17 protein-coding genes and 1 pseudogene are annotated in these 16,881 nt (G+C 67.0%); 10 read left to right on the forward strand and 8 right to left on the reverse strand.

Annotated features, from left to right (window positions below; translation table 11 throughout):
* Positions 1–200: 200 nt before the first annotated feature.
* Positions 201–476, forward strand: a pseudogene (locus tag ACT541_RS12795) (hypothetical protein); the annotation flags it as partial.
* Here ACT541_RS12795 and ACT541_RS12800 read toward each other — a convergent pair.
* From ACT541_RS12800 to ACT541_RS12815, 4 genes are all read right to left on the reverse strand, one after another.
* On the reverse strand, positions 419–2,221 hold the full coding sequence (locus tag ACT541_RS12800; protein WP_476137432.1) for an NAD(P)-binding domain-containing protein: 1,803 nt from the start codon (positions 2,219–2,221) through the stop codon (positions 419–421). The pseudogene ACT541_RS12795 and the gene ACT541_RS12800 sit on opposite strands and share 58 nt — an antisense overlap.
* A gap of 183 nt (positions 2,222–2,404) precedes the next feature.
* Positions 2,405–4,315: a sigma-54-dependent Fis family transcriptional regulator gene (locus ACT541_RS12805; protein ID WP_476137434.1), complete on the reverse strand. Its 1,911-nt coding sequence runs from the start codon at positions 4,313–4,315 to the stop codon at positions 2,405–2,407.
* Positions 4,316–4,701: 386 nt separating this feature from the next.
* Positions 4,702–4,938, reverse strand: coding sequence for a hypothetical protein (locus ACT541_RS12810; protein WP_476137436.1), 237 nt, complete (start codon positions 4,936–4,938; stop codon positions 4,702–4,704).
* Positions 4,935–5,567 (reverse strand): hypothetical protein, encoded by a 633-nt coding sequence (locus ACT541_RS12815; protein ID WP_476137437.1) that lies wholly within the window; start codon positions 5,565–5,567, stop codon positions 4,935–4,937. The genes ACT541_RS12810 and ACT541_RS12815 overlap by 4 nt, the downstream gene beginning before the upstream one ends.
* A 708-nt stretch (positions 5,568–6,275) precedes the next feature.
* On the opposite strand from ACT541_RS12815, the gene ACT541_RS12820 reads away from it, so the two are divergent.
* Complete coding sequence (locus ACT541_RS12820; RefSeq protein WP_476137439.1) at positions 6,276–6,704, forward strand: hypothetical protein; 429 nt, start codon at positions 6,276–6,278, stop codon at positions 6,702–6,704.
* Positions 6,705–6,709: 5 nt separating this feature from the next.
* Positions 6,710–7,444 (forward strand): ankyrin repeat domain-containing protein, encoded by a 735-nt coding sequence (locus ACT541_RS12825; protein ID WP_476137441.1) that lies wholly within the window; start codon positions 6,710–6,712, stop codon positions 7,442–7,444.
* 40 nt (positions 7,445–7,484) lie between these two features.
* On the opposite strand, the gene ACT541_RS12830 is transcribed toward ACT541_RS12825, so the two are convergent.
* Positions 7,485–8,273, reverse strand: coding sequence for a LytR/AlgR family response regulator transcription factor (locus ACT541_RS12830; RefSeq protein ID WP_476137443.1), 789 nt, complete (start codon positions 8,271–8,273; stop codon positions 7,485–7,487).
* The gene (locus ACT541_RS12835) at positions 8,258–9,346 is read right to left on the reverse strand and encodes a sensor histidine kinase (RefSeq protein ID WP_476137445.1); all 1,089 of its coding nucleotides are present in this window, start codon (positions 9,344–9,346) and stop codon (positions 8,258–8,260) included. The genes ACT541_RS12830 and ACT541_RS12835 overlap by 16 nt, the downstream gene beginning before the upstream one ends.
* A 117-nt stretch (positions 9,347–9,463) precedes the next feature.
* On the opposite strand from ACT541_RS12835, the gene ACT541_RS12840 reads away from it, so the two are divergent.
* The 5 genes from ACT541_RS12840 (at position 9,464) to ACT541_RS12860 (ending at position 12,766) form a co-directional block, all read left to right on the forward strand.
* Positions 9,464–9,946 (forward strand): helix-turn-helix transcriptional regulator, encoded by a 483-nt coding sequence (locus ACT541_RS12840; protein WP_476137447.1) that lies wholly within the window; start codon positions 9,464–9,466, stop codon positions 9,944–9,946.
* A 175-nt stretch (positions 9,947–10,121) separates the two neighbouring features.
* Positions 10,122–10,574, forward strand: coding sequence for a hypothetical protein (locus ACT541_RS12845; protein ID WP_476137449.1), 453 nt, complete (start codon positions 10,122–10,124; stop codon positions 10,572–10,574).
* A gap of 38 nt (positions 10,575–10,612) precedes the next feature.
* A complete protein-coding gene (locus tag ACT541_RS12850; RefSeq protein WP_476137451.1) occupies positions 10,613–11,242 on the forward strand; it encodes a hypothetical protein in 630 nt (209 codons plus the stop codon).
* A gap of 5 nt (positions 11,243–11,247) precedes the next feature.
* On the forward strand, positions 11,248–11,856 hold the full coding sequence (locus ACT541_RS12855) for a hypothetical protein (protein WP_476137453.1): 609 nt from the start codon (positions 11,248–11,250) through the stop codon (positions 11,854–11,856).
* Between the two features lie 160 nt (positions 11,857–12,016).
* A complete protein-coding gene (locus tag ACT541_RS12860) occupies positions 12,017–12,766 on the forward strand; it encodes a hypothetical protein (RefSeq protein WP_476137455.1) in 750 nt (249 codons plus the stop codon).
* A 191-nt stretch (positions 12,767–12,957) separates the two neighbouring features.
* Here the strand turns inward: ACT541_RS12860 and ACT541_RS12865 are convergent, their stop codons facing one another.
* Positions 12,958–13,761 (reverse strand): hypothetical protein, encoded by an 804-nt coding sequence (locus tag ACT541_RS12865; protein WP_476137457.1) that lies wholly within the window; start codon positions 13,759–13,761, stop codon positions 12,958–12,960.
* Between the two features lie 452 nt (positions 13,762–14,213).
* Between ACT541_RS12865 and ACT541_RS12870 the strand changes: the two genes are divergently transcribed.
* Positions 14,214–14,735 carry a hypothetical protein gene (locus ACT541_RS12870; RefSeq protein ID WP_476137459.1) on the forward strand — a complete coding sequence of 174 codons (522 nt, stop codon included), beginning with the start codon at positions 14,214–14,216 and terminating at the stop codon, positions 14,733–14,735.
* Between the two features lie 28 nt (positions 14,736–14,763).
* On the forward strand, positions 14,764–15,585 hold the full coding sequence (locus ACT541_RS12875; RefSeq protein WP_476137461.1) for an alpha/beta fold hydrolase: 822 nt from the start codon (positions 14,764–14,766) through the stop codon (positions 15,583–15,585).
* A 218-nt stretch (positions 15,586–15,803) separates the two neighbouring features.
* On the opposite strand, the gene ACT541_RS12880 is transcribed toward ACT541_RS12875, so the two are convergent.
* Positions 15,804–16,547: a hypothetical protein gene (locus ACT541_RS12880; protein WP_476137463.1), complete on the reverse strand. Its 744-nt coding sequence runs from the start codon at positions 16,545–16,547 to the stop codon at positions 15,804–15,806.
* Positions 16,548–16,881: the final 334 nt, after the last annotated feature.

Consider the following 16,881-nt stretch of genomic DNA (forward strand, 5'->3'; position numbering starts at 1 on the left):
GGAGGGGCGACCGAGGTGGTGCCGAGGTTCCTGTCGCCGACGAATCCCGCCGCCCGGTGGACCGGAGCCGGCGGCGGGCTGGCCCGGTTCGCCTGTTCGACGAACGACCTCATCGATCTCGACCACGCGATCATCGTCGATGTGGAGCCCTCGGCGGTCGTGCGGGCAGGTCGCTCGAGTCCCGATACCGCCCGCGTGCAGAGCTTCGCAAGATCCCGCGTTCGATCTGGGAGGGCGCTCGCGACATGGCGCGAGACATCGCGACCACGCCGGAGTACGCGACCTCGCGCCGGCTTCGAAAGAAGGTCGAAATGCCGTTCGCCCACCTGAAGCGCATCCTGCGGCGCGACCGCCTGCTCCTGTGCGGACCGAACGGGGCGACGGCCGAACGGCGGCGACGCCGTCCGGCCGTCGGGCCTCACGACAGATGGTGGCGCTCCTGCAGGCCCCAGACCGGCGTCGGCAGGCCGACCTGACGGGCCTTCAGCTGGAGCGACAGGTACTGCGAATAGTGGCGCGACTGATGCAGGTTGCCGCCGTGGAACCACAGCGCCTCCTGCTGCGTCGGCTTCCACATGTTGCGCTGCTCGCCTTCCCAGGGGCCGGGGTCCTTCGGCGTCGCCGAGCCGAGACCCCAGACCTTGCCGACCTTGTCGGCGACCTCCTGCGAGATCAGGTCGGCGGCCCAGCCGTTCATCGAGCCGTAGCCGGTGGCGTAGACGACGAGATCGGCGGGGAGAACCGAGCCGTCCTTCAGCACGACCGCGTCTTCGGTCAGGTGCGAGACGTCGCTGCCCGACTTCAGCTTGATCGAGCCGTCGATGATCAGGTCGCAGGCGCCGACGTCGATGTAGTAGCCGGAGCCGCGACGCAGGTATTTCATGAACAGACCGGAGCCGTCCGCACCCCAGTCGAGCATGAAACCGGCCTTCTCGAGCGCGGCGTAGAAGTCGGCGTCGCGCTCGCGCATCTGGTCGTAGAGCGGGATCTGCCACTCGTGCATGATCCGATAGGGGAGCGAAGCGAAGATCAGATCCGCCTTGCGCGTGGTCATGCCGCCCGCCACCGCCTGTTCCGAATAGAGGCCGCCGAGGCCGATCTCCATCAGGCTGTCGGAGCGCACGATGTGGGTCGAGGAGCGCTGCACCATGGTGACGTCGGCGTCGGCCTGCCACAGCGCCGCGCAGATGTCGTGCGCCGAGTTGTTGGAGCCGATGACGACGACCTTCTTACCCGCGTAGGCATCGGGGCCGGGGTGCTTGGAGGAATGTTGCTGCTCGCCGCGGAAGACGTCCTGGCCGGGGAACTTCGGTACGTTGGCCTTGCCCGACATGCCGGTCGCCAGCACCAGCTGCTTGGGCTTGAGGACGACTTCTTTGCCCTCGCGCTCGACGACGACGGTCCACTCCTTCGTCGCTTCGTCGTATTTCGCCGACTTGGCGACCGTCGAGCTCCAATAGTTGAGCTCCATCACCTTGGTGTACATCTCCAGCCAGTCGCCGATCTTGTCCTTGGGCGCGAACACCGGCCAAGTCTCCGGGAACGGCAGATAGGGCAGATGGTCGTACCAGACCGGATCGTGCAGGCAGAGCGACTTGTAGCGGTTGCGCCAGCTGTCGCCCGGGCGCGGGTTCTTCTCGATGATGATGGTCGGCACGCCGAGCTGACGCAGGCGGGCGCCGAGGCCGATGCCGCCCTGGCCGCCGCCGATGATCAGCACGTAGGGCTGAACCGAATAGCCGAGCGTCGCGGTCTCCTCCTCGCGCTTCTCCATCCAGGTCTTGCGGTTGCGGTCGTGGCCGTGTTCGGCGCCCATCGGCCGACGGAATCCCTTCGGCTCCTCGTGGCCCTTGAGCTCGGACATGGTGGTGAGCAGGGTCCAGATCAGACCGTTCTTCAGGCGGATGTGGCCATAGCCCCGGGCGAGTTCGGTCTCGAAGGAGAACCAGCCCTCGGTGACACCACCGGCATGGCTCGCTCCGGCGGCGAAGTCGTCGGCGAAGGCGGTGGGGCGGATCGCCGCGAGCTGGCTCGTCAGCATCTCGCGGATCTGATCCTTGCCCTCCATCGTACGGAGGTTCCAGGTGAAGCTGACGAGATCGCGCCAATGGCAGTCGGCCTGGAACAGGGCGAGTGCGGCCTCGACGTCGCCCGCCTCCAGGGCTCGACCGAGATCGGCGACGACGGTGGCGATCTTGGCACTCGGATTGACGTCCAACATGCGGTTCCTCCTCGAGTTCTCTGCGACCGGCGCATTCTCCGGCGCCGGTGAACCCGAGAGGGGCAACCGCCGTGCCAGCGACCGCACGACGAATTCTTGCGTGTTTTCACGGATATGCCGTCGCGCGCGGGCCGGCGTGGTGCGGCGGTCGCCGCACCTGTGGCGCCTCGCCCGTGGCGTGCCTCAGGTCGGCCGGCGCGCCTCCCGCCGCAGGCGACGATGGATTGTCGTGCGATCGACCCCGAGCCGGCGAGCCGCCTCCGAGACGTTGCCGCCACAGGCGGCGAGCACGGCCGTGAGCGTCGCCGCCGCGCCGGTCGGCGCGATCGTGCCGACCGGTTCGGCCGGCCGGTGGAACACCTCCGGCAGATCGGCGACATCGATCGCGCCGCTTTCCGAGAGGGCGGCGGCGAAGGCGAGCGCGTTGTCGAGTTCGCGGACGTTGCCGGGCCAGCGATGGGCGCGCAGCCGGGCGAGCGCCGCCGCCGTCGGCACCGGAACGCGCCCCACCCCCATCCGACGGGCGAGCAGTCGCTCGACGAGCCGGTCGAAGTCGGCGCGCTCGCGCAGCGGCGGCAGGGTCAGCGTCGCCGTGTTCAGCCGATAGAACAGATCCTCGCGGAACGATCCGGCCGCGACCAGCGACGGCAGATGGCGATGCGAGGCCGAGATCACCCGGAGCCGGACCCGGCGCGGCTCGCTCGCCCCGACCGGCATCACCTCGCCTTCGGCGAGCACCCGCAGGAGACGGCTCTGCAGCGTCAGCGGCATGTCGCCGATCTCGTCGAGGAACAGGGTTCCGCCGTCGGCCTCCTCGATCAACCCCTTGCGTCCCTTCGCCGAAGCGCCGGTGAAGGCGCCGGGCAAGTGACCGAAGAGCTCGCTCTCGATCAGCGGTTCGGGGATCGCCGCGCAATTGACGGCGACGAAGCGGCCGGAGAGCCCGCTCATCGCGTGGATGACGCGGGCGAGGTGCTCCTTGCCGGTGCCGGTCTCGCCCTGCAGGAGGATCGGCAGGCCGGTCGGCGCGAGCTTGGCCGCCTTGGCTTCGACCGCCTCGACCGCCGCGTCGCCGTCGCCGCGGGGTAGAAACGGCGCGGCCTCGACCGAGGGTGGACGGACGGCGGCGCGGGCGATCGTGCGGGCGCGCGGCTGGGTTTCGATCGCATGGACGAACAGCGTGTCGCCGTCGCGGCCGGTGATGAGGCGCTCGCGCGCCGGCCGCCGCCGGGTCAAGTTCGGCAGATCGTCGACCTCGATCTCGAAGAAGCGCGAGATCGGCCGGCCGATCAGCTGCGTGGGATCGCGCCAGTCGCAACGGGCGGAGCGGGCGAGGATCTCCGCCCCGCCGTGCGTCATGCCGGAGATGCGGCCGGAGCCGTCGATGGCGATCGCCGCTTCCGGATCGACGTCGAGAAATTCGGGCGATCGCGAAAACCGCAGCACCCATTCGTCGCGGGCGCGGTCCATCAGATTGGCGAGCTCGATCCGCCGCGCCGTCGCGGTGACGAGATGCAGCGCCAGGTTCTGGCTCGCCTTCAGGACCGGCGAACTGAGCAACGAGATGTCGAGCACCGCCGCGAGTTCGCCGTGGGCGTCGTAGATCGGCGCCGCCGTGCAGGAGAGCGGCGTGTGGGTGGTGTCGAAATGGTCGCTCTGGTGGATCGTCAGCGCCTCGCCGGTCTCGAGACAGGCGCCGACGGCGCAGGTGCCGGCCCGCCCCTCCGACCATTCCGAGCCGAGATAGAGCCCCGAGCGCCGCAGCGTCGCCTCGATCACCGGATCGCCGAGGAATTCGACCGTCACCCCTTGGCGATCGGCGAGCAGCAGCACGTAGCGCTGCCCGGCGACCTGGGCGAACAGCCCCTCGAGCCCGGAGCGGGCGATGCGGATCAGGTCCTCGGACTGCTGGCGATGTTCGCGCAGCCGCGATGCCGGCACGATGAAGGCCTCGCAGGTGCGCGCCGGATCGAGCCGATGGTGTTCGAGACAGCGCATCCAGGACTCGACCACGACCGGATCCCGACCGGTCGCGAGTCCTCGGCTCACCCGTTCGATCTCACGCACGTGATCGGCGTGGGGCGACGTCGACATGTCGGTTTCCTCCTCGAAGGCCGCCGTGACGACCTTCCGAGCCGGACTCTTGCCGGTCCTGGCTCCTTCTCCGCCGGTCGATACGGCGGATCGACGCAGTCTGCCGCGATTGCGCCGCGGGAGCAACGCGGGATCGACGCGGTTTCTCGGACAGGCTCGCAGGATTGCGGAATTCGCACTCGGTGAGGCCGGTGCCGACGTCGACGGTTCGTCCACGGTGATGTCTGGGCGGGCCACGGCGATCCCGGTCAGCGGTCGCCGACCACCTGCGCCGGCGGGGAAGCCGTGTCGCTCCGTCGGGTCTCGCGCATCGGCGACAACGTCCCTCGCCCCTGGGGTCGCCGCCAAATCCCGCGCGAAGAGCTGCGATGCGGAACGGGCTCTGGTTATGAACGGGGGTAAACCGGAGGCAAGATCAGCGTGGCCGACCAGATGCCGAGGAAGCGGAGGAGGATCTCCGCCACGTCGAAAGGTGCATGGGCCGTTCGTTCTTCCCGTGCGCCAGAAACGACGATGCCGGTCTCGTCATCGACATCGAGGCCGTCCGACGAGGCGAAGGCAGGGAAGGCTGCGACCGTCGATCCGAGGCTCGGCAAGCCGGGAACACGGAGAACCGCGATCATGGACGATGAGCCTGGTTCACGGGCTCCGCGCCCGGAACCGCGTGGTTCACCAGTGTGTCGATGTCCGCAATGCGCTTCGCCGCGAGAGCCTTCAGAAAGTCACCGGCCCCCTCGCCATAGTGCCTGCGGCTGATGGCGAAGAGGATGACTGCGGATTTCCCGCCGGGCATCGTCACAGGGACGTAGCGATGGGCCGCCCATTCGACGATCAGAGTGCCGGAACGTTCGTCGCTCATCAGAAAGTCCAGCACGGCCTGGCCGTTGTTCGGATTCTGGAGAAGTCTGTAGTTGACGAGCGAATCGGTAGCTTTGCGCCGATCGAGCATTCTCGTCTGAGCCTTGACGACGTCGGCCGAACTCATGCCGGATGTCAGCAGTTCCACGCTGATCATGTCGGCGTAGGTCCCCGGCTTTTGACCCGATGGCAAATATTCATGCTTGATGTAGTCGGGCGACGGCTGTGCGCTCCAGGCGAGATGATACTGCGTACCGGCGAACTCGATCGGGCCGGGAATGCCGAGGCGATCGACCGGCGGTTCGGCCGATTGCGCAGACACCGGGCCTGCGAGGGCAAGGCAGACCGCGGCGGCGGCCGGGGAAAAGTAATCTCTGATCCTGGTCGACGGCATCCGCAATCCTCTCGGTCCCGTGCTCGTGCCCGGCCGGCGGACAGCCGGCCGCGCAGGTTTCCCGTCGTGGCCCTGCTGCCGGCAGCCGACCCGCATGTCGGCGACCCGACGACGGCTTCGGCCGCAGCCGAACTCCCGACGGAGCGTTCGTGTTCGGCTTTTCGGGAAGCGAAGACAATGGTCAGCGCCGTACCGGTGCATCGCGGCCTCGGCATCGGTCGTGGGCGTGGTCGGCTCGGGTGTCGCAGACCGCGGCAATGCGCTCGGTGGGCTCCCGCGTGAAGGGTGAAGACGATCTGGTCGGCTTCCATGGTCGCGCGATCCACGACGAAGCCGACCGTCACCGCGTCTCGAATACGAAGCCGTCGATCCAAAGCACTGTTTCCTTCCAGAACCAGCGCCGATCGGCCTCGTGAACTTCGACGAACGCGAGTGAGATCCGAGATTCGACGCCGACCGGTCCATGCGTGGCTCTCCTCCGAGCCCGCCCACCACCCGACACCGGCGAGGAACCGGTACATCCCGACGCTTCGTTCCGGTTCGAGTTGCGGTCACATTGTCACCGATCGAAGTCAACGGCTCCGACGACCCCATGCTCGGGAGGGCCGTGTTCCTTCCCGGCCTCCGGTGAACGCACCGACGCCCGCCGGAGCCGCACACCGGTCGTTGGTTCGGCTTCGTCGTATCGGGTCTGCCAGAGGAGGAACCATGGCTCGTTCCGGCATCGTCTTCTGCGGTATGATCTCGATCCTCGGTGCGGCGACTACGGCGACGGCGGGTGGCCGGATGGCGATGCCACCGGTCACGACCGTGTTCCCCTCGCCCGCCGCCTGCGCCGCCGAGATCGAGCGCCTCGCGGCGGAGGACCGGAGGGCGGTCGCGGCGAAGACCACGGCGCCCGACGGCGCGACGCGCGAGGTGGCGCTCCAGACCGAAGGCGTGCAGAAATCACCGCCGGATCGTCTGCACTATGAGGCGACGCTGTGGTTCCACCACGGGCGGATGCGTGCGGACCTCGGTCGGGTCGAGATCAGCCACAGTTTCGAGACGACGATCCGCGACTGCGAGGGGAGCACGTTGACGATCCGGGGCGAGAGAGGCTTCACGCTCGCCACCTTCGAGCCGCCGGCGAGGTGAGGACCATGACCCTTCTCCCCTTCCGCCGGACGTTCTTCGGCATCCTCGGCATCCTCGCCGTCTGCGCGATCACCCCGGCTCGGGCCGGCCCATCCTCGGCCGACGTCTTCGCCGATCCGAAGGCCGCAGCCCTGGCGGACGCGGCGCTCACGCGCAACGTCACCCGTGCCGCCGAACTGGTGCGTGCGGGCGCCAGTCCGAACGCGCGCGGGGATCGTGGCGTCACGCTGTTGCAGTGGATGATGCTCCAAAAGAGCCTCATCGGCTTCGGCATTCTGCTCAATCTCGGAGCGGATCCCACTCGGACCGGCCTCGACGGCGACAGCGCCGTTCACTTCGCGGCGAAGGCGAACGACACCGCCTATCTGCGCATGCTCCTCGACCGGCACGTCGACGTCGATGTCCGCAACGCGAGCACGGGTCGCACACCCCTGATGGAGGCGTTGATGGGGAACCGGACGGTTCAGGTCGAGATGCTGCGGGACGCCGGGGCGCGTCTCGACGTGAGTGATCACATGGGCAACACGCCGCTGCACGTCGCGGCGCAGATCGGCGCCTCGGCCGAGGTTCTGGCGTTCCTCGAACAGGGCGCGCCACCCCGCGCGCGCAATCGGCAGGGCAAGACCTTCCAGACCTATGTCTTCATGACGCCGGAGAGGGTGCTCACCGAGCGGGCCCGTGCGGACCGGCGAGCCGTCGCGGACTGGTTGGTGCGCCACGGCATCGCCCTCGAGCGTTAGAACCCGATCGAGCCGGTCCCGGCCGAGCGGAGAATGCGACCTAGGTCTTCAGGAGGCGCGCCCTGACCGACGGCCCGTAGGTGCGTCCGACGCGCAGTTCCGTGCCGTCGCTCAACACCGCGATCAGCGCGCCGAACGGGGCGGGGCGCAGCCGCACGATGGCGCCCAGCCGCACGATGGCGCCGCGATGAATGCGCATGAAGGTATCGCTGCCAAGGCTCTTTTCGATGCCGGCCAGACTGTCCTGATAGAGATGAGCCGCACCGGCGACATGGATGCGGACGTAGTCGCGCTCGGCCTGGAACCACGTCACGGCGTCGAGCGCGAGGCGCTGATGTTCCCCGCGCGCCTTGACCCAGAATTCGCGCCGTAGACGCGGCTTGTCCTCGAGCGCGCGCCGGAGCGCGGCCACCGTCTCCGCGAGCTCCGCCAGACGATCCGCCTGCGCCCGCCCTTCCAGCGCGAGGCGCGCTCGTTCGAGCGCGTGGGCAAAGCGGGCCGGCTCGACCGGCTTCGTCACATAGTCCACCGCGTTCGCCTCGAAGGCCCTCAACGCATGGTGATCGAAGGCGGTGACGAAGACGACCACCGGGGCGCGGCCCGGAAGACGTTCGAGCACGTCGAAACCGCTGCCGCCCGGCATCTGGATGTCGAGGAGGAGGATGTCGGGGTCGTTCTCGGCGATGCTCCGAAGGGCCTCCGCGGCATCCTTCGCCTCGAAGATCGGGCCGATCCAGTCGAGCTTGGCGAGCATCCGCACCAGCCTGCGCCGCGCCAGAGGTTCGTCGTCGACGACGAGAACGACGGCGCCGGTCATGCCGGCCTCCATGGGAGGTCGATGGAGACGCGGAACCGGCCCGGCGCGACGGGACCGGAGCAGAAGACGCTCTCGTCGTCGAAGCGCCCGCGCAGCCGCTCGGCGACGTTGCGCAGGCCCATTCCCATCCCCGGCGGCTTCGGGGCGGACATCGCCTCGAGGGGCATGTCGTTCTCCACCACCAGGTGCAGCCGATCGGCCTCGCGCCGAGCACTGAGGGCGATCTCGACCTGCCCGGTGGTGACGTTGACCCCGTGCTTGATCGCGTTCTCGATCAGCGGTTGGAGGATCAGGCTCGGCACGAGCGCCGCGCACACCTCCTCCGGCATGTCGATGCGGAGCGCCATCCTGTCGGAGAAGCGCTCGCGCTCGATGGCGAGATAGCCGCTCTGCAGGGCGAGTTCGTCGGCGAGCGGCACGTCGCTCATGGGATCGATCGAAAGCGTGGTGCGCAGGAATTCGGACAGCGAGAGCACCATCCTGCCGGCACGGGTGCCGTCGCCCTCTTCGATCAGACCCGCCACGGAATTCAGCGTGTTGAAGAGGAAGTGCGGGTTCACCTGATAGCGCAACGCCCGCATCTGGGCGGCGAGGGCCTCTTCGCGCACCGCCGCGAGCTTGAGTTCGCGCTCGTGAATCTCGAAGCTGAAGAGCAGGGTGGTGAAGAGGCAGGACCAGCCGAAGAAGAGCGCCGCGCCATAGGCCATGTCGTAGGCGAAGTCCTTCCAGTCGAAGACCGCCAGTTGCGGCCAGATGAAGATCGCATAGACGGCGTAACCGAGGAAGGCCCACAGCGGCGCGGCGGCGAGCGAGAGCAGGAACGACGCCACCACGAGCAAGGGCAGCGAGAAATCGAGCGAACGAACCTTGCCCCATTCGTGCAGGCGAAAGAGCACCACGGAAATGCCTGCCGTGATCAGGGAACAGAGCATGTAGTGGACGAGCTTGCCCAGGGCGGATTCGATCGGGTCGGTCCCGACGAGCCCCCAGAGCACGCTCGAGAAGATGAAGACCCCGCCCCAGAAGACGAGGCCGAAGCGCAGGCCCGCCCGCCGAACGGTGCATCTCGTCGTTTCGCGTTCCATCCCTCTGCTTTCTCTTCGCCGTCCCGTGCGGGTGCAGCCGTTCGTCGGCGTCCCGTCGCCATTCGCAGAAAACGTCTGCGGTTCGTCGACCTTCGCCTGCCCGCCGTCGGAGCGAAAATGCACCGGCCCTCGCCCGTCGATAGCCTGCTCTCGAACTCGATCGGCAACAGGCTTTCGGCGAAGGAGGTCTCCATGTACGGCAGCTCCGTCTCAACCAGCTCGCAGTCTTCGCTTCCGCGGCGTCTCCCCGTTGCGCGTGGCGGTATGGTTCTCGTGTCGATGCGCGCCGAGGACGCGCCGTCCTTTCTCGCTTCGCTGCGAACGCTACTTCCGGAAGGAGCCGCGGTCGTCGGCCTCGCAAGCGTGACGTCGGATCGTGCCGAGACGGGCCGCGATCGTCTCCGGCCCCTGCTGACCGAACGCCAACGCGACGTTCTCCGTCTGCTCGCCGAAGGGCTCTCCAACAAGGAGATCGGGCGACGTCTGGCGCTTTCCCACTTCACCGTGCGCAATCATGTCTCCCAGATCCTTCGTTCCTTCGATTTCTCGACCCGGCGTCAGGCCGAGGCTTGGGGACGGGCGTCGGACTGCGTCGAGTAGATCACCGAAGACCGCTCGCTTTCGGACACCGCGCCCACGTCCGAGAAGCCGGCCGTGTGAGCTCAACGGCCGCGCTCCTCCGAGCTCCATTATTCGTCGTCCACCGACGCTCCGCAAACCTCGATGTGTACCCGTGCAACCGAGAAGGCCGGGGCGCCCCTCGGAGGACCCGTAGATGAAGCCGCTGCCCGCGCTCGCCCTGCTCTTGATCGCCGCTGCCCCGCTGCATGCGCAGGATCGTCCGCAATCGCTCGACGACTGGATCGGCGAGTCCGTCCACACACCGGATGGCCGAATTCGTCTGACCGGACTGAGGCACGGGACCTATCACAGGGGGTATCGCTGCCCGACGCTGGAAGCGGCGGCGGCCGTGGTCTCTGCGGTCAGGCTCGCGCAGAAGGAGCGAACGACGGCGAAGCGGCAACGCGACGTGTTGGTGCGCACGTTGCCGAAACACGGATGCGCCGCCGCCGCGCGTGGGGACTACGCGCCGCTCGCGCTCGGTCCGATGGTGTCGATCGACCTCGGCTACGAGGCGAACGAGGACTGGACGGCGTTGCGTGTGCTGACACCCGACGGGAGCGAGGCCGGTCTCGTCTACGACGCCAGCGTCTATGCGATGGATTGACGACGATGCGGCTCGATCCTTCCTCTCCGACACGTCGCATGCGCCTCCGCATCTGGGTGTGTGCCTGCGCTCTTCTCGTGTCCCCGGGGCCCTCACCGGGTGTCTTCGCCGCCTCCGGCGAACCGCTCGTCCGGCTGCGCGACACGGCCACCACGCATGAATGGGTCTATTCGAGCGGCCTGGGCGGCGGCATGACCCGGGTCGTGGGGCCGGAAGACTCGAACGACTCGCGTTCGTCGTTTCTCCAGGGTGCGGGTATCCGCCTGAGGCTGGGCTGCGACGGGTTCGACCCGGCGCGGAGCCGGTGGGGGCTTCATGTCTACGTCACCGCACCGCGGACGGGCTTGACGGGCGACGAGGAGCGCGCGTTCGACGCCGGCTCGCGCGGGCTCCTCTCCTCTCCGGGACACCTGGTGCTCTTCGACGAAATGGACGAGCCCTTCCGGCGCTTCGCCCTCTCGCCGACGAACGGGGCGTTGATCGTGGAGGCGTTCCGACCGGAGAACGTCAGAGACTTCATGGATGCCTCGCGCCTCGAGATCGAGACGCCGCGCCTCCACCTCGAGACCGGAATGATCGGGATCTTTCCGGGTGAAGCTCAGCTGAAGTCGAAATTCGCCTGTCATCGCGACGCTCCCTCCGCGCGAGGCCACACCGATCGGGACTGACGCCCATGCCTCTCTCCTCGACGAGATGTCTTCTCCTGTCGTCCTTCCTCGCAGTGGCGACCGTCGTTCCGGCGGATCCGACGATCGGCGTCGCCGCGTCCTTTCCGCCGGCGATCGTCGAGCACGGCGAGACGGCGGACTGGTCCGAGAGCCATGCCTGGGGCGGAGGGGTGCGCCACGTCTTCGCGGAGCCGGGGAAAACCGTGGCGGGTGACCTCTCGATGCCGGGCGGGGCGGCGATCGAGTTCGTCCTCGGTTGCCGCGCCGACGCCGCGTCCGGCAAGGGCTATTGGCGGTTTCGCGTCGGCGCCACTCCACCGGGAACGGGGGTCACGACGGCCGACGAAAAGACCTACGGCAAGGCGGTGAAACGGCTGTTCGGCACGCCGGCATCTCTGGTGGTGGTCGACGCCGAGGGGCGGGAGACGGTTCGTCTCGACCTGCAGCCGGTCGACGGCGGTCTCGAGACCGTGGGACTGTGGGACGAGGTGATGGCGGCGATGTTCGACGCCTCGGCGATCCGCGTCGAGAGCTCGCGGTTCGTCCTGGAGACCGGATCTCGGGACATGAAGGCCACGCTCGACGGGCATCCCCGCATTCGCTGCAAACGGTGACGCGCCGTCTGGCGGCGTCTCCCGGCTCGACCGCCCGGACCGGGGGTCGTCGCGGTGGGACGGCTCGCGAGCCTCAGGGGACGGAGGCGGGTCGGTCGGTTGGCCCCACGCGGGGCTCGCCAGAGCGGCGACGGCGACGATCGATCGGAAGAGCGGGTGCATGGATCTTTCTCGGACTTCGATCGGGAATCCCATGTCGCTTCCCCGAATCCGGTCGACGCATCCGGCGTACCAGTGCACCGCCGGAGATCGACAATGCGGCCGGACGTCACCTAGGCTCGACCCGTCCCCACCCGAAGAGATGCCGATGCGCCCGACCGTCCGTCCCTCCGCCGTTCTCCTCTTTTGCCTTCTTCTGGCGACGATCGTCGAGGCGGCTCGGCCGGTCGAGGCGCGCGGGCCGCAAATGGGCGAGGACGAGCGCCGCGCCTTCGAGGCGCGACAGGTGGAGGCGGCGAAGCTCGCCTGCCGTTCGAACGACGCGAACGCGTTCTTCGGCCTGATGGTGCAATCGCCCGCGGTGCGGCGCGCCTTCACTGCCGAGAAGGTCGAATATTCGGAGCTCGACGCCGAGGGCGCGGGCAAGACGACGCTGATTCCTCGGGAGGCCTACGACCGATTTCCGATCCGGATGGTCGACTTCATGTGGAAGGCGGCGCAGCCTCTGCAGCACGGGCGCGACGAGCACGTGGTGATGGAACTGAACGTCAGCCAGACCAACGACATCGCCGTGGAATGGACACGCGTGATCTACGGCCCCCCCTATGACGACGAGGAGAACTTGGGGACGGCCCGCTATCTCGACGGCCGGCTCCACGATGCCTCCGGGCCGACCGACGGCACCCTCTTGCTCGAGCCGCGCAACGGCTGCTGGTATCTCGTGGCCGACACTCGCCGGGTGAGTCGCTGAGGCGACGCCTCGCGCGAAGTCGTCTCCGCCGCCCGCGGATCGACGATCCTTTCCCCGCCGTCTGTCTCTCGCAGACGCGCGGGTTTCGTCACGGTGGCGACGGCAGCCCGTCGACCGCATCGGCGTTCGGGGGCATGACGTTCACCCGGCGTGAGTGGGCCGGCACGCCGCGGTCCTCTCGCATTGGGACTTCAGGGGGCGGGCGCGTGGAGCGTGCAGGCGCTCGTGGTCATGTCTTTGCCGGGCGTGAAGAGCGAGAAGGTGAAGGTGGTGTCGCCGGGCCCGGAATTGCCGCCGTCGGGATCGGGTCTCACCAGGGCGAAGACCGCGGTCGGTGCCTGGGGCAGTTCGATCCGGTAATAGGCCGAACGCGCGCGCAGGTAAGGGCGTCCGAGGGAGTCCCGCGCGCAGGCGTCGGCGAGCACCACCACCCGCGCGCCCGGAAGATTGCGCTCCAGGACGGCCTCGTGATCTGGGCTCGGGTAGCGCTTGACCATCGTGATCTGCACGGGTCCCCGGATCGCCGGGTTGTTCACGCTCGAAAATCGAACCTCGAAGTTCACCTCGCCCTCATTGGCCTTGCGCGTCGTCTGGCCCGCACCGACGCCGACCGGCACGTCGACCTCGCCGAAGCCGACGAGGCGTAGCCGTCCTCGCAGCATGTAGAGGTAGGAATTGTCCTTCTCGCTGTCGTTCGGATAGCTCACGCCGTTCCATTCGATCGACGGAATTTCCTGCATGGCCTTTTCGTCACGTCGTTCGGCGAAGGCACGGAGGAGCGTATCCAGCGCGGGCTTGCCGGGCCGCTCGGCGAGGGCAGGAACTGCGACCACCGAGAGGAACGCCGCCGCTCCTGCGACGCACAGGAACCGAGACCTGCTTCCGCGCGACGGCTGGGTCGAACCCTGCGACCTGGGTTCCCGACCATGCCGGTGGGCCGGCACGATGGAGTGCGAGCCATCGGCTCGGCCCGATTTCACCGCGTCGTCGATCACGTCCTCGCCCCTCTCCAAGAAGTCGCATGTGATGACGAACCGACCCGTCGAGTGTCGGCCGGCTCGGCGGCAGGTCTGCCGTTCGGGCTGCCCGGCCGTTCGCCGACGCCGTCGAGGGTGGTGTCGAGCCGGTCTTCACGCCTGCCTCGCATTCTCTCAAGAACAGGACCAGCGTAGGCGAAGACGCGCAGACACGGCACCTCTCGACGGGTACCGGTGCATCATGCCGCGGGTTCCGAGCCTGCGCCCGGTTTGCCGCCGCCCATGACCAGAATCCGCGCGACTTCGTCCGAAGACTTCCATCGGAATGGCCTCGTTCGTCCGGAAGGCATCGATCCGGATGCCAGCCCGTTCGCGTCGTCCGTCTTCTGTCGACGGATTCCAGCTCGGAACGAGGACATCCCCCGGGGGGGAAGGTCGGGGCCGGCCGAGGTACCGGTGCTCGCCAACGTATGGGCACGGGCACCAAGTCGGCATTATTGAAACCCTGCACACTGAAACCGCGGCTCTCCAACCCGCTCACTGCGCAGGATCAAGCAATGAAAATTGGTGGGTCACCTCTTCATACGTATCGACCAGAGACCGTGAAGCCGCGCGTTCCCAGGGAACCGCGAGAGTCCGGCCCCTTCGGCGCACATCTTGCGGAAGCTCAGGCAGCCCACGCCAAAGCCGATGCCTTGTCGGCCGGCAACCTCAGTCGGCCAGACTTCACCAACATGACGAAGGCTGAATATGTGGCCTGGGGCAAGACCCAGTTCGAGCGAGGCAACATCACCCTCGATGACCTGTTTCAGGTTCAATTTGCCGGCGGGGACTTCGACGGAAGCGTCTCCTCGGATACGGGACACCACGACTTCGTGGCGTTTTTCGAGGGGCTGATCGAGAACGAAATCAGGGCACACCGGGCGTCGGATCCGCAGTCGATGATCCCTGCATATCGCCATGTTCTGACGTCGATGTCGAAGCACGATTGAAGAACATCGACATATCGAGAGCTCTCCCATGCCACGCATTCGAAGCAAGAGCGCGATAGCCGCAACGCTCATGGTCACGACACTCGCGCTCGGTGGCTGCGCCTCGATGGAGGGCGTCACCACTTCGGTCATCGCGGAACATAGGGTCGAGCACGTTGCCGCAGGAAGCGGTACGCCGACGGTCGTCTTCGAAAACGGACTCGGCGGGCGATTGGAGTGGTGGTCCAAGATCCTGCCCGACATCGCGAGGGAAACCGCCGTGTTCGCCTACAACCGCCCCGGCATCGGTGCGAGCTCGCCCGCGACGACGCCGCGCGATGGCACGACCATCGTCGAAGAACTCCGGGCGACGCTTCGGGCGAAGGGGATTGCGCCGCCCTACCTGCTGGTCGGCCACTCCAGCGGCGGGCTCTACGTTCAACTCTATGCGCGTCGTCATCCGGACGAGGTGGCGGGGCTCGTGTTGGTCGATTCGACTCATCCGGAGCAGCTGAGTGGAGCCGGTGCGAAGGAAAACTGGCCGCTGTCGGCCAAGCTCGCCTTTGGTGTGACGCTTCCGGGGGCGGCGCATGAAGAGTTGGATGCTCTACCGGCAACCGGCTCGGAACTCTCGGCATTGCCTCCGCTCACCGGCAAACCCGTGATCGTATTGAGTGCGGCCGAACCGATGAAGGAAACATCGGATCTCGCCCGCGACAGCAATGCCAAACGAATGGACATCGCCCGCCTCAATCCCGGGTCGCGACAGGTCTGGGTCGACAGCGGCCACGCAATTCCACTGGAGAAACCAGAGGCGGTCATCGCAGCGGTTCGCGAAATACTGGCGACCCTACCGAACCGGAAGCCGTAAACGGAAAATATGCCGCGCCGGACCGTCGGAGGCTCGTCGCCTTGCGTCGGGCGGCGATGGCGGCCCAGCGGGAACGTGATCGCCCTCGAGCTCGAAGACCAGCCTGACCGCGCGGCTACGCACTTCCCGCAAGGAGCTCCGTTCGTCGTCGTGCACGTGATGGCTCCCTCCTCTCGAGAGCGGGAGCCTCCGACAAACCCGAGGCGGTTCGATATCACTCAACTTCCGATACAGGAGGACAAGGCAGCGCGTGTCTTGCGACCACTGTGCCATGCCCCTTGGAATATCGTCTTGCCGCCCATGTCGACTTGGAAATCCTGCCTGTCCTCGATCGAGGAAACCAGAGCCTTCGCAGACGGGACAATGAAGACGGCAGCCCCCAGATGCCTGGCCGGCGGGAAACGCATGTTGATCGCTCGAACCCTTTGGGTTTCACCCGACTGGGTCAAGGCGAGCGCAACGATCTTGGGTTGCCTCGGACCCGGAATTGCGGGGCCGAAATAACCGAGCAGTGTCGTGTCTTCCTTTCCGCCCCAATGAATCAGTGCGACCCCTCCCCGCAAGGTCCAGAAGGTCGCGGCACAGATCCGCGTCCCGTCTGTCGTCACCTTGTTGTCGAAGGTCCAGGTACCATCGGCCAGCGCGCGATAGTCGGGGTCGCTCGCCCTGCGCACCTGCTCTGCTTGACGTTCCATTATCCGACCACGGCGCACCCAGTCGTCCCATGCTTCCGGCGGATAGTAGTTGAAACGAGCGGCATTCTCGTCTTGTCCGCCTTCGGTGCCGCCGCAACACGCCTGATCGGCGCCCATCTCCATGATCCGACGTTCTTCGGCTTGCTGCGCCTGAATTCTCTGCTGATGCTCCCAAATGGCATCCTGACCTCGGGCCGCAGTCGCGATCGATCCCAGCAAGCCGACGGAAAGCACCGCGACGAAACGACCCGATCGTGCAAACTTCAAGATCGTTCTCCTTGATGGGCACCAGCGACGCCGCATGGCTTCGGTTGAATGACCAGAGAATTTGGTATTCTCGCGAACCGTTTCATGTGAATTGGACAATTGCGGAACAGTTCAAGCCGGATGCCATGTCCGGCACCCCCTTGTTGTTCTCGAACAACTGCAAAATGCGACATCGATCGCTTCATGGAACTGCCGGCCGAGAGCCGTCGCCCCCCCCAACACGAAGCAACTTCATGCGACCAGTCTGGCCACGCCCCACGTCCGAAGGCAATCGGCCCAGATGTACCAGTTCACCGGGACAAGAGATTTCCCTCTCGAAAGGTGGTCCCGTGCT

This window comes from Pinisolibacter sp. DMC100 (genome assembly GCF_056313705.1).